The organism is Actinomadura sp. SCN-SB (genome assembly GCF_043906805.1).
Classification (GTDB): domain Bacteria; phylum Actinomycetota; class Actinomycetes; order Streptosporangiales; family Streptosporangiaceae; genus Spirillospora.
Map to the genome: position 1 here is coordinate 99,876 of NZ_JBIMPP010000022.1, position 12,146 is coordinate 112,021.

A 12,146-nucleotide genomic window follows, 5' to 3' on the forward strand; every position below is an offset into this window, starting at 1 on the left:
GCCGTCACAGGCTCTCCTTGATCGCGTTCCGGAAGGCGGCCATCTCCTCCGGGGTGCCGACGCTCACCCGCAGCCACCCGGGCGGGCCCACCTGCCGGATCAGCACTCCCTTGCCGAGCAGCGCCCGCCACACCCGGTCGCGGTCGGGGAAGCGCCCGAACAGGACGAAGTTGGCGTCGGAGTCGGCCACCTCGAAGCCCTCACCGCGCAGCCACGCCACCAGGTCGTCGCGCTCGCGGCGCAACATGCCGACGGTGCTCAGCAGGTCCGCCTCGTGCGCGATGGCGGTGCGGGCCACGGCCTGGGTGACCGCGGACAGATGGTACGGCATCCGCACCAGTTGCAGCGCGTCCACCACGGCGGGGTCGGCCGCCAGGTAGCCGAGGCGGGTGCCGGCCATGGCGAACGCCTTCGACATCGTCCGGGTCACGATCAGCCGCGGGCGGCCGGGCAGCAGCGTCAGCGCGGACGGGGTGCCGGCACGGCGGAACTCGGCGTACGCCTCGTCCACCACGACCATGCCGGGCGCCGCGGCCAGCACCGCCTCGATCGTCTCCAGCGGCAGCGCGGTGCCGGTCGGGTTGTTGGGCGAGGTGAGGAACACCACATCGGGACGGTGCTCCTCGACCGCGGCGACGGCGCGCCCCGGGTCGAGGCCGAAGTCCTCGTCGCGGCGCGCGTCGATCCACCGGGTGCCGGACACCCGGGTGATGATCGGGTGCATCGAGTACGACGGCTCGAAGCCGACGACGCTGCGCCCCGGGCCGCCGAACGCCTGGAGGATCTGCAGCAGGATCTCGTTGGACCCGTTGGCCGCCCACACATGGCGGGCCGTCAGCCCGGCGCCCGGGGTGTCGCCGTTGAGGAACGCCGCCAGGTCCTCGCGCAGCGCCATGGCGTCGCGGTCGGGGTAGCGGTTGAGGCCGCCCGCCACGTCCGCCACGGCCTCGGCGAGCGCCTTCACCAGCCGGTCGGACGGCGGGTAGGGGTTCTCGTTGGTGTTCAGGGCCACCGGGACGTCCAGCTGCGGCGCCCCGTACGGCTCGCGCCCCCGCAGGTCGTCGCGGATGGGCAGGTCGTTCAGGGACGTCATGGGGCGGGGACCTCCCAGTCGAACCGGGCCTTCAGGGCGGCGCCGTGGGCGGGCAGGTCCTCGGCCTCGGCCAGCGTGACCACGCGCGCGGTGGCCTCGGCCAGCGCGGCCCGGTCGTACTCCACGACGTGGATGCCGCGCAGGAACGACTGGACCGACAGGCCCGAGGAATGGCAGGCGCAGCCGCCGGTCGGCAGGACGTGGTTGGACCCGGCCAGGTAGTCGCCCAGCGACACCGGCGCGTGCGGCCCGATGAAGATCGCGCCCGCGTTGCGCACCCGGGCCGCGACCTCGCGGGCGTCCGCGGTCTGGATCTCCAGGTGCTCGGCCGCGTAGGCGTCGGCGACCGTCAGGCCGTCGTCCAGCCCGTCCACCAGCACGATCCCGGACTGGCGCCCGGCCAGCGCCGCGGTGATCCGCTCGGCGTGCCTGGTGCGGGCGACCTGCCCCTTGAGCTCGGTCTCGACCGCGTCCGCCAGCTCCGCCGAGTCGGTGATCAGCACGGCGGCGGCCAGCGTGTCGTGCTCGGCCTGGCTGATCAGGTCGGCGGCCACGTGCACCGGATCGGCGGTCCGGTCCGCCAGGATCGCGATCTCCGTGGGACCCGCCTCGGAGTCGATCCCGATGACGCCCTTGAGCAACCGCTTGGCCGCCGCCACGTACACGTTCCCGGGGCCGGTCACCAGGTCCACGGGCGGGCAGTCCTCGGTGCCGTAGGCGAACATCGCGATCGCCTGGGCGCCGCCCGCCGCGTACACCTCGTCCACGCCGAGCAGCGCGCACGCCGCCAGGATCGCCGGGTGCGGAAGCCCGTCCCCCTGCGCGGGCGACGTCACGGCCAGGGACTCCACCCCGGCCTCCTGCGCGGGCACCACGTTCATGATCACGCTGGACGGGTAGACGGCGTTGCCGCCCGGCACGTACAGCCCGACCCGGCGCACCGGCACCCACCGCTCGGTGACCGTCCCGCCCGGCACCACCTGCGTGGTCACGTCCTCGCGCCGCTGGTCGCGGTGGACGAGCCGGGTCCGCCGGATGGCCTCCTCCAGCGCGTCCCGCAGGCCCGGATCGAGCGCCGCGAGCGCGTCCCGCACCGCCTGGGCGGGCACCCGGACGCTCTCCAGCCTCACCCCGTCGAACCGCTCGGTGTACTCCCGGACGGCCTCCGAGCCCCTATGCCGCACGTCCTCGCAGATGGGCCGCACCTTCTCCAGGGCGGCCTCGACGTCGAGCTCGGCACGGGGCAGCACGGAACGCAGCTCGCCGCCCTTGGGCAACGACCCGCGCAGATCGATCCGGGAAATCACCGCTCCAGCTTATCGACAGAATGGCATCGGCCCTGCGCCGGTCGGCTACGCGGTCGCCTTGAGGGCGCCGTCCAGGATGGTGGCGGCCTTGCCGGAGAGGAGGACGCGGTCGCCGCGCAGCTCGGTGCGGACGTGGCCGCCTCGTGCGGACGCCTGGTAGCCGGTGAGCGTGGCGCGGTTCAGCTTGGACGTCCAGTACGGGGCCAGGGCGCAGTGGGCGGAGCCGGTGACCGGATCCTCGTCGACGCCGACGCGGGGGGCGAAGACGCGGGACACGAAGTCGTACCCGGCGCCCGGCGCGGCCTGGGCGGTGACGATGACGGCGCGGGCGTCGACGGCGGACAGGCCGGTGATGTCCGGGGCGAGCTTGCGCACCACGTCCTCGCCCGGGACCTCCACCAGCAGGTCGTTCTGGGCGTTGCGGCCCGTCCAGCCCGGCCGGACGCCGAGCGCGCCGGCCAGGCCGCCGGGAACGGGGGCCGGGGCGGGCGGGACGGCGGGGAAGTCCATCTCCAGCAGGCCGCCCGCGCCGGGGGCGACGGTCAGGACGCCGCTGCGCAGGGTGCGGAACCGGATCGGCCCGGCGGGCGGGACGGTGGCGGCCTCGTACAGGGCGTGCGCGGCGGCCAGGGTGGCGTGCCCGCACAGCCCGATCTCGACCTCGGGGGTGAACCAGCGCAGCTCGAAATCGGCACCGGCGTCGCCGTCCAGGGGGCGGACGAACGCCGTCTCGGAGTGCCGCATCTCGGCCGCGACCCGCTGCATCCACGCGGGGTCCGCGGGAGCGTCCAGCAGGCAGACTCCCGCCGGGTTGCCGGCGAACGGGCGATCGGTGAAGGCGTCGATGACGAAGATCCGCATGCCCCCGAGGCTAGGCGTGCCGGGCGCCGGAGCGCAGGGCCCGGCCCGGCTCGCCGGGCGTGTCTTCAGATGGTGACGATGCCGGCGATAGCAAGATCATCATTCTCGGGCGTATCCTGGTCCGAGGAGCGCTCTCGACGAACGCACGCCAGAGGCGAGGGTGGGGATGCGGTGACCGAGCTGCTTCCTCTGTTCCCCCTGGGCACGGTCCTCTTCCCGGGCCTGGTCCTCCCTCTGCATCTGTTCGAGGAGCGGTACCGGCTGCTCATCCGCGACCTGATGGAACGGCCCAAGCCGTGGCGGCTCGGCGTGGTCGGCATCGAGGTCGGGCACGAGGTCGGCGACACCGCGGGGCTGCGGCTGGCCGGGGTCGGCTGCGTGGCCGAGGTGCACGGCGTGAACGGGCGCCCGGACGGCCGGTTCGACATCGTCACCATCGGCGCCGACCGGTTCCGCGTCAAGCGGCTCGACCGCGGCCTCCCGTACCTGCGCGGCGAGGTGGAGTTCCTGCCCGAGGAGGCGGGCGCCGACCCCGGGCCGCTCGCCCACCGGGCCCGGCTGCTCTTCCAGCTGTACCGGCACCGGCTGGCCGCCGTCGCCGCGGACGTGGTCGAGCCCGTCGACCTTCCCGACGACCCGGTGCGGCTGTCGTACCTGATCGCCTCGGCCGTGGTGCTGGACGGGCACGAGAAGCAGCGGCTGCTGGAGGCCGAGGACGCCGCCCTGCGCCTGCGCGCCGAACACGACCTGCTGGCGCGCGAGAACCGGCTGCTCAACGGCCTGGCGACCGTCCCGGCCGGCCAGTTCCTCGACACCTCGGTCCATCCCAACTGAAATCGGGTGGGCCCCCGGCGGTCGTCGCGGGCAGGATGGCGCGCATGGGTTCACGCAAGTCCAAGGGAGGGCAGGGCACGCCGGCCACGCTCGCCGCGGCCAAGGCGAAGATCGCGTTCACGCTGCATCCGTACGAGCCGGACCCGGCCGCCGAGTCGTACGGCGCGGCGGCGGCGCGGGCGCTGGGCGTGCCGCCCGAGCGGGTCTTCAAGACGCTGCTGGCCGAGGTGGACGGGGCGCTCACGGTGGCGGTCGTCCCGGTGTCGGGATCGCTGGACCTGAAGGCGCTCGCCGCGGCGGCCGGCGGCAAGAAGGCGCGGATGGCCGACGCCAAGGACGCGGAGCGCGCCACCGGGTACGTCGTGGGCGGGATCAGCCCGCTGGGGCAGCGCCGCACGCTGCCGACCGTGGTGGACGAGTCGGTGTCAGGGTTCCCGACCGTCTACGTCTCCGCCGGCCGGCGCGGCCTGCAGATCGAGCTCGCGCCCGCCGACCTCGTCCGCCTCACCGCCGCGACGCTTGCGGCCATCGCCCGGGGGTAGCCGCCTGACCACCAGCTCCAGCAGCTCGTAGGCCAGGACCGACAGCACCGGCCAGAACACCACGATGCCGGTCGCGCGCAGCTGCGCCGCCCCGGTGACCAGCCGCCCGTCGGGGGCGCGCCGCACCGCGCGCTGGAAGCCGTCCAGCCCGATGTGGTGGCCGAGCCGCCAGGCCAGCAGGGACGCGGCCAGCCCGCCGGCCGCCAGCCCGAACAGCAGCGGCAGGTCGTTGTCCCGGCCGCCGGCGAGGTACGCGGCGATCCCGCAGGCCAGGCCCGCGATCACGGCGATCAGCGCGAACCGGCCGTCCGTCGCGATGGGCGCCTGGCCTTCCGGATCGGCCAGCACGGCCTGACCTCGGATAACGATGTAGGTCACCTTGGGGGAGATCTCCGCCCACAACAGCCCGGCGGGGAGGCCGAGGAGTGCGATGATCGCAGTGGTGACCGCCCAGGTCCGTAAGGTGCCCTTGGTCGGTCCCCGCACTGCCCACGCTCCTTCGACTGCCGCCCCGGACACAACCCGAGCGGTGACACAGCCTAGTGGCTCCGGCCGTGCCGCCCGAGGGCCGTGCCTCCCGCCGGGGCGGTCCGCAGACAACCGAACGGTGTCCGATTCCCGCCGCAGAGCGGCCCGATTCTCTGAGATAATGTGCCCGACATGTCCGGATTCAGCCCCGCGTTCCAACGCCTCGGCGCCGCCCTCGCCGCGGTCGTGCTCCAACAGCAGGAGACGCTGGCCGAGTTCCTGCCGCGCGAGGACTGGAGCGCCGACCTGACCGCCCGCACCTACACCAGCGGCGGGGTCACGGTGCAGGTGTCACTGCTCGGCAGCTACGCCGCGCGCGAGCGCACCTGGTTGTGGGGCTGGGCCAACCCGCAGTTCGGCGACGACCATCCGGCGGTGGAGCCGATCCTGGCCATCCGCGGCCTCGGCCGGCGGCTCGGCATCCCCGAGTTCACCACCCCCGAGGTGGACCTCGGCTGGTACGAGGGACCGGCCGGGCACGGCGGCGAGCTGATCGCGATGGCCGCGGGCGGCGTGCTGGGCGGCGGCGGCTACATCGGCGCGGGCTACGAGGGCGGCTCGGCCTACCTGCACGTGGACGACCCGCAGGCCCCGCCCGCCGCCTGGGACCCCGTCCCGGTCCCCCGCCTGCTGATGAACGCGGTGAGCCTGTTCCCCCGCGAGCCCCGGCTCACCCTGGCCCGGTTCCTGAGCCGGCACCGCGTCCCGTACCGGGAGCGCGAGGGGCTGACCGAGATCAGCCTTCCGGGCGGCGGGATCGCCCGCGCCCACTTCGACGGCCTGGGCCGCTTCGTCAACTGGCAGGCCGACCTGACCCCGGCCACCCTTTGAACCGTTCCGGCCCCAGAATCGGGACCGGCAGCGCCCATCAGATCATTGGGCGACCGCGCTGGCGCCGAACAGACTCTTGACGTCACCGAAGAAAGCGCTGGACGGCTGCACCTGGTACTCGGCCAGGTCGAACAGCTTGCCGCGACCCGCGTGCTGCATGTACGCCAGGTGGACGGGCGCGTCCCCCGGGTGAGCCCGCAGGATGCGCTTGAGTTCCCGGACCGATTCGGGATTGATCTTGGTATGCGAAACGCTGATCACTACCGGTGGTTCCTTGCCGGTGGCAGCCGATACGTCCAAGACCTCCATTTCCTGGGCGTTCAGGGAGACCGAGCCGTCGCGCTCATTGATCCGCCCAAGGACGCTGATGACCGCGTCCGGCGCCAGCAGGTGCGCGTAGAGTTGGTAGGACGAAGGGAAGAACAGGACCTCGATTCCGCCGTCGAGGTCTTCGAGGTTGACGATCGCCCAGGAGTTGCCCTGCTTGGTGACCTTGCGGGTCAGACCTGAGATCAGCCCGGCGAGCCGGACCGTCCCCTGCCTGCCGCCCTGGCTGACCTCGGCGGTGGTGGCGTCGCGGTTGCGTTCGAGGATGCGTTCGGCGCCGTCCAGCGGGTGACTGGAAACGTAGAGGCCGAGCATCTCCCGCTCGAAACTCAGCAGGGTGGCCTTGTCCCATTCGGCATCGTCGGGGACGGTCACCGCCAAAGATGAGGCGGCGGAGTCTTCGGTGTCGAGGCCACCGAAGAGGCTGTCCTGACCGTGTGCCGAGTTCTTCTTTTCGGAGATGACCGAGTCGATGGCCTGTTCATGAACCAATAGCAACCCACGGCGCTGGTGCCCGAGCGAGTCGAACGCACCGGCCTTGATGAGCGATTCCACGGCACGCTTGTTACACACCTGCATGGGGACCTTTGCGAGGAAATCCGAGAAATCAGTGTAGGCGCCATGCTCAGTGCGTCCAGTGATGATGCCCTCGACGACGTTCTCACCGACATTGCGGATGGCTCCCAGCCCGAACCGGACGTCCTCACCGACAGCGACGAACCGGGCCTGGGACTCGTTCACATCCGGGGGCATCACCTTGACCTTCATGCGGCGGCATTCACCCAGGTAGACGGCCATCTTGTCCTTATTGTCACCGACCGAGGTCAGCAGCGCCGCCATGTACTCGGCCGGGTAGTTGGCCTTCATATAGGCGGTCCAGTACGCCACCATCCCGTACCCGGCGGTGTGTGACTTGTTGAACCCGTACTGCGAGAAGGGCACCAGGACGTCCCAGACCGCTGTGGCCGCCTCCAGCGAGTAGCCCTTCTTCTGCATGCCTTCGGAGAAGATGGCCCACTGCTTGTCCATCTCCTCCTTCTTCTTCTTGCCCATCGCGCGGCGCAGCAGGTCGGCGCCGCCCAGGGTGTATCCGGCGAGTTGCTGTGCGATGGCCATGACCTGCTCCTGGTAGACCACCAGGTGGAAGGTATTGCCCAGGATCGGCTCCAAGGCGTCCTTCAGTTCGGGATGGATCGGGGTGATCTCCTGCTGGCCGGCTTTGCGAAGCGCGTAGTTGACGTGCGCGTTCGCGCCCATCGGACCCGGCCGTCCCAGTGCCAGGATGGCGGAGACGTCCTCGAACCGGGTCGGGGACATCAGTTTGGTCAGGTCGCGCATCATCGAGGAGTCGAGCTGGAATACACCCAGGGTGTGCCCGTCCCGCAACAGCTTGAAGGTCGGCTCGTCATCCATGGGGATCTCGGTCAGTGAGACCTCCACCCCACGGTTGCTCTTCACATTGTCGATGGCGTCGCCCAGGATCGTCAGGTTTCGGAGCCCGAGGAAGTCCATCTTCAGGGCCCCGAGCTCCTCACAGGAGGGGCCGTCGAAGCCAGTGATCCTCGCTCCGTCGTCGGGCCTCTGGTGAATGGGCATCACCTCGATGAGCGGCTCGGACGACAGGATGACACCTGCGGCGTGCACGCCGGTACCGCGGGTGAGGCCCTCGATCCCCAACGCGGTGTCCATGACCCTTTTCACATCGACGTCGTCGGCGTAGAGCTGGCGTAGTTCGGTCGCCTCGCCGTAGCGGGGGTGGCTCTCGTCGAACACCGCCGACAGGGGGATTTCCTTACCTGCCGCCGCCGGGGGAAACGCCTTGGTGATGCGGTCGCCGAGCGCGAAGGGCAGCCCGTGGATGCGACAGGAGTCCTTCACCGCCGCCTTGGACTTGATCGTCATGTAAGTGATGATCAAGCTGACGTTGTCCTCACCGTACTTCTCGGTGACATAGCGGATCATCTGGTCGCGCTGGCGGTCGTCGAAGTCGAGGTCGACATCGGGCATGCTCACGCGCTCGGGATTGAGGAACCGTTCGAAGATCAGCCCATGCTCGAGCGGGTCAAGATCGGTGATGTCTGTGACGTAGGCCACCATTGACCCGGTGGCACTTCCTCGGCCGGGGCCGAGCCAGATCCCGTTGTTCTTGGCGTACCGGCAGATGTCGGACACCACCAGGAAGTATCCGGGGAACCCCATGCTGTCGATGACGCCGAGCTCGTACTCGATGCGTTCGATGACTTCGGCGGGCACCGGGTCGCCGAACCGCCTCACCGCCCCCGCCATCGCTTCCTTGCGCAACCAGGAAGACTCGGTCTCTCCCTCGGGAATGGGGAACTTGGCCGCCAGATCCCGGCGGGCGAACACCTCGTCGTACGGCTCGATCATCTCGGCGACCAGAAGCGTGTTCCGGCACCCTTCCAGCCACACGTCGGATCCGTCGATCGCGCGCATCTCGTCGGCGGTCTTGAGGTAGTAGCCACTGCCGCCGAACCGAAACCTGTCCGGTTCCGTGATCAGGCTCTGCGTACCAACGCACAGCAGGGCGTCATGCGCCTCGGCCTGGTCTTCAGTGACGTAGTGGGAGTCGTTGGTGACCAGCGGAGGGATGCCCAGCCTACGGGAGATTTCCAGCAGGTCGTCACGAACGCGGCGCTCCAGCGGCAGGCCGTGGTCCATCAACTCCAGGAAATAGTTCTCCTTGCCGAAGATCTCCTGGTAGCGCCCAGCGGTTTTGAGCGCCTCGTCGAACTGACCGAGCCGCAATCGCGTCTGGACGGCGCCCGAAGGACAGCCGGTCGTGGCGATGACGCCTTTGCCGTGCTCGGCGAACAGCTCGTCGTCCATCCGGGGCCACTTGCGGTAGTGGCCCTCCAGCGAGGCGAGAGACGCCATCTTGAACAGGTTCCGCAGGCCCGGGGCGTCCTTCGCCCACATCGTCTTGTGGAGGTAGGAACCCGAAGCGGAGACGTCGCCGCCTTCCCCGGTCTGCTCGTTGGTCTTCTTCTGGTGCGGCTCGCCCCACAGGACGGGCTTCTTGTGGAAGCGCGACTCGGGAGCGACGTATGCCTCGATGCCCAAGATGGGCTTGATGTCGACCTTACGCGCGGCCTTCCAGAACTCGTACGCCCCGAACATGTTGCCGTGGTCGCTCATCGCCACTGCGGGCATCTCGAGCTCGGCCGCCTTCGACACCAGCGGCGACACCTTGGCGGCGCCGTCCAGCATCGAGTACTCGGTGTGAACATGCAGGTGAACGTACGAGTCGGTCAACGCTAAGCGCCTCTCCTGTGTAGCTGCCGTCTCTTCGGCTGAGCCGAGCCTACGGCGGCTGACGGGACGAGGGGTACTCGTGACCCGCCGCGTCGCGAATTGACATGAATCCACTCGGCTGTCAGGAACAGCGGACGCCGCGTCCCGCACGCATGGGCAACGCGGGACGCGGCGCTGCGATCGTTCAGGACGCGGACGGGGTACCAGTCTCGGCGGAGACGGTGACCGTAGCCTCCGCGCGGAGAGCGTAGTTGTCCTGCATTCCCTTGTCACAGGACGTCTCGGGGATCAGCAGGCCCTTGCTGGTGGCATCGAGGAACGCGCCGATCTCGTCGTCGTCCAGGCCGAATCCGAGACCGGGCGCCGCGAGCCGCAGACTGGCGGAGGCGCGCTCGTTGGGTTGGATGGTCATGGGCCGATACCCCTTTCTTAGAACGGGTACTGCAATGCCCGGTGCGGTCACCGGGCGGGCTTGGAAGAGGCGAACGCAGCGACGACGTACTGGCCGCGCTCCAGCGGGACGACGGCATGGGTGAGCCAGCCCGGAATGACCAGGTGCGCTCCGGGGGTGGGCGGGGTCATGATCTGCCGTCCCCACGGCAGGCCGGGCATCGCCGTCATCTCTGATCCCGCGCGTGGGTCTGAGATGGCCAAGGACCCTGACTCGGCGTGCCCCGGGGTACCCCCGGCGGCCAGCAGGCACCAGCCGATCAGTGCGGCGGGATGCCCCGCCGCAGGAACGTCGTAGCCATGCCGCCAGACCTGAATCTGCAAATCCACGTCCCCTACTTCGACGGCGGGCATAGGGACTTCGGACAGCGCGGTGAAGGATGCGCGGAACTCTGCGGCAAGCTCTTCGATGTCGTCGAGGACGTCGCCGGGCGGCAGGATCTCCAGCGGCGGGCCATCCGCACCGATCCGATCCAAACCGTCACCCGTGATACCGGTGAGCTCGATCGACGTGATGATGGCGGGCGTCGGCCAGTGCCGGGTCACCGTGCCTGCGGGCCCCCTCACGGACCGAGTCTTCGTCGCGGTCATGACATCGCCGTCCACTTCTCGCGGTAGCCGACGTTCCAGGCGATCGCGATCCGCAGGTCGCTGTCGGAGGCGGTGGCACGGACCTGGTGCGGTTGCCAGCCGGGGAAGGCGACCATGCGGCCGGGACGCGGCGCGAACCGGACGGTCCCGGGCGACGCGGCACGGGCGATAGCGGCCGGACGCGGGTCGAGCATCTGCAGATAACCGGCGCCTTCCTCCTTTTCGCCGGTGTCGGCTGCGATGTAGAGCACGCCGGACCAGGCCGAGTCGTGATGGGTGTGAGGTCGTAGCGAGCCGCCCGAGCGGTACACCACCGCCCAGCCTTCCATGTCGATGGCGTGCTCGCCGATCTCTTCGGCCGCCGTGCCGAGTACGTCGGTGGTCAGTGCGGTGACGGCGGTCAAGATCTCCCCCCGAACCCAGTCAATGGACGGGTGGTCCCAAGTGAGGAGGGTCTGGGACGACTTGATCGCGTCGATTCCCCCGAAGTCCGCGGCCTGCGGGTCGGTCTTCTCCTTCTCCAGGATCAGTTCGCGCAGAACGGGCAGGTGCTCATCGGCACCCGGGCAGTCGGCTTGATAGATCGGGCATTTCCACAGCCCGAAGACTCGGCGGCCTCCGCGCGCCGTCGACGGGTCGATCCGATCGGTGACCTGCGTCACGATGACCTCTCCTCCAATCCGTTAAGGGCCGCGCCCAGGCGTTCCGCCAGGCGAGTCCCGGCATCGGTCAGCCCATGGGCTGATTCCAAGCACGCGTTGCCGTATCCAATGAGGTGTTCGATCCGGCCGCGTGGTCCATCACAGCTGGCGCGATAAAGTCGAATCAGCGCTGCCGCCACGTGCGCGGCGCCCAATACCTCGTCCGGTGCCCGACCCGGAGTGCCTGAGGGCAGCGTGACCTCCTCGGCCTGCGGGTCTGCCAGCGTCCACAACTCTTGGACGAGGTACAGCCACTGGTGGCACAGCTCATGCACCAGTTGCTCGCGTAATTCTCTTTCACTGACGAACGCGGCCTCCGCGAGGAGCACATGCTGAGGCCACATACGCGACGACGCAGAAATAGCACCTCTTGACGGGGACAGCAGGGCGTACCGAACAGGCAACGCCAGCAGCGGAACCCACTCCGGGAGCAAGTTTCCGATTTTCTCCAGCGAGGCGGTCACCGCCGCAAGTCGGACGGGCGTCAACGGTTGGACCGGCATCGGAGGCCCATTACGCAGCATCAAGGCCGCTGACGGCCACAACCACGCTTGGGGTGGACGGGGATGGTGATGACCGCTCTGCAGGGCGACGTGGTACCGTCCGGCGGCAACTGCCGCGAGAAGCGTGGAGTGCCTGAATCGTTCGTCCAGGAAGGGCACGCCGTTCAGAAGCGAGAACGGCTCGGCCAGCATGTCCGGGGTCGGCATCATCGGCCGGTCGCCTCCAGCGCGGCATCCACTCCGGCGGTATCGGAGTTCCCGGCGACGCGGTAGGTGAACAGGCGCTCGTGGGACCGCAGCGGCTT

12 protein-coding genes are annotated in these 12,146 nt (G+C 69.7%); 3 read left to right on the forward strand and 9 right to left on the reverse strand.

Translation table 11 applies throughout. The features are described from left to right. Nucleotides 1-4: 4 nt before the first annotated feature. Genes ACGWYJ_RS16870 through ACGWYJ_RS16880 form a run of 3 tightly spaced genes read right to left on the reverse strand, consistent with a single transcriptional unit; the run spans nucleotide 5 to nucleotide 3,261 of the window. Nucleotides 5-1,093 (reverse strand): histidinol-phosphate transaminase, encoded by a 1,089-nt coding sequence (locus tag ACGWYJ_RS16870; RefSeq protein WP_395106925.1) that lies wholly within the window; start codon nucleotides 1,091-1,093, stop codon nucleotides 5-7. Continuing rightward, nucleotides 1,090-2,400 (reverse strand): histidinol dehydrogenase, encoded by a 1,311-nt coding sequence (hisD, locus tag ACGWYJ_RS16875; protein ID WP_395106926.1) that lies wholly within the window; start codon nucleotides 2,398-2,400, stop codon nucleotides 1,090-1,092. Before hisD ends, ACGWYJ_RS16870 begins: the two co-directional genes overlap by 4 nt. Before the next feature lie 45 nt (nucleotides 2,401-2,445). Further along, entirely contained in the window at nucleotides 2,446-3,261 is an 816-nt protein-coding gene (locus ACGWYJ_RS16880) for a PhzF family phenazine biosynthesis protein (protein WP_395106927.1), read from the reverse strand. 171 nt (nucleotides 3,262-3,432) lie between these two features. Here ACGWYJ_RS16880 and ACGWYJ_RS16885 point away from each other — a divergent pair, with 171 nt between their 5' ends. Together ACGWYJ_RS16885 and ybaK are read left to right on the forward strand one after the other, a co-directional pair. After that, nucleotides 3,433-4,095, forward strand: a complete 663-nt coding sequence (locus tag ACGWYJ_RS16885; protein WP_395106928.1) for an LON peptidase substrate-binding domain-containing protein — start codon at nucleotides 3,433-3,435, stop codon at nucleotides 4,093-4,095. Between the two features lie 44 nt (nucleotides 4,096-4,139). Next, complete coding sequence (gene ybaK / locus ACGWYJ_RS16890; RefSeq protein ID WP_395106929.1) at nucleotides 4,140-4,637, forward strand: Cys-tRNA(Pro) deacylase; 498 nt, start codon at nucleotides 4,140-4,142, stop codon at nucleotides 4,635-4,637. Here ybaK and ACGWYJ_RS16895 read toward each other — a convergent pair. Beyond that, nucleotides 4,521-5,123 carry a hypothetical protein gene (locus ACGWYJ_RS16895; protein WP_395106930.1) on the reverse strand — a complete coding sequence of 201 codons (603 nt, stop codon included), beginning with the start codon at nucleotides 5,121-5,123 and terminating at the stop codon, nucleotides 4,521-4,523. The genes ybaK and ACGWYJ_RS16895 overlap by 117 nt on opposite strands. 174 nt (nucleotides 5,124-5,297) lie before the next feature. On the opposite strand from ACGWYJ_RS16895, the gene ACGWYJ_RS16900 reads away from it, so the two are divergent. Continuing rightward, nucleotides 5,298-5,996: a DUF6882 domain-containing protein gene (locus tag ACGWYJ_RS16900; RefSeq protein ID WP_285694135.1), complete on the forward strand. Its 699-nt coding sequence runs from the start codon at nucleotides 5,298-5,300 to the stop codon at nucleotides 5,994-5,996. A 42-nt stretch (nucleotides 5,997-6,038) separates the two neighbouring features. Here the strand turns inward: ACGWYJ_RS16900 and dnaE are convergent, their stop codons facing one another. The 5 genes from dnaE to ACGWYJ_RS16925 form a co-directional block, all read right to left on the reverse strand. Next, nucleotides 6,039-9,596, reverse strand: a complete 3,558-nt coding sequence (gene dnaE, locus ACGWYJ_RS16905) for a DNA polymerase III subunit alpha (RefSeq protein ID WP_395106931.1) — start codon at nucleotides 9,594-9,596, stop codon at nucleotides 6,039-6,041. 184 nt (nucleotides 9,597-9,780) lie between these two features. Further along, on the reverse strand, nucleotides 9,781-10,008 hold the full coding sequence (locus ACGWYJ_RS16910) for a hypothetical protein (protein ID WP_395106932.1): 228 nt from the start codon (nucleotides 10,006-10,008) through the stop codon (nucleotides 9,781-9,783). Nucleotides 10,009-10,055: 47 nt separating this feature from the next. After that, nucleotides 10,056-10,637 carry a hypothetical protein gene (locus ACGWYJ_RS16915; RefSeq protein WP_395106933.1) on the reverse strand — a complete coding sequence of 194 codons (582 nt, stop codon included), beginning with the start codon at nucleotides 10,635-10,637 and terminating at the stop codon, nucleotides 10,056-10,058. Continuing rightward, a complete protein-coding gene (locus tag ACGWYJ_RS16920; RefSeq protein WP_395106934.1) occupies nucleotides 10,634-11,299 on the reverse strand; it encodes a putative 2OG-Fe(II) oxygenase in 666 nt (221 codons plus the stop codon). Before ACGWYJ_RS16920 ends, ACGWYJ_RS16915 begins: the two co-directional genes overlap by 4 nt. Continuing rightward, nucleotides 11,296-12,051, reverse strand: a complete 756-nt coding sequence (locus ACGWYJ_RS16925) for an aKG-HExxH-type peptide beta-hydroxylase (protein ID WP_395106935.1) — start codon at nucleotides 12,049-12,051, stop codon at nucleotides 11,296-11,298. Before ACGWYJ_RS16925 ends, ACGWYJ_RS16920 begins: the two co-directional genes overlap by 4 nt. Nucleotides 12,052-12,146: the final 95 nt, after the last annotated feature.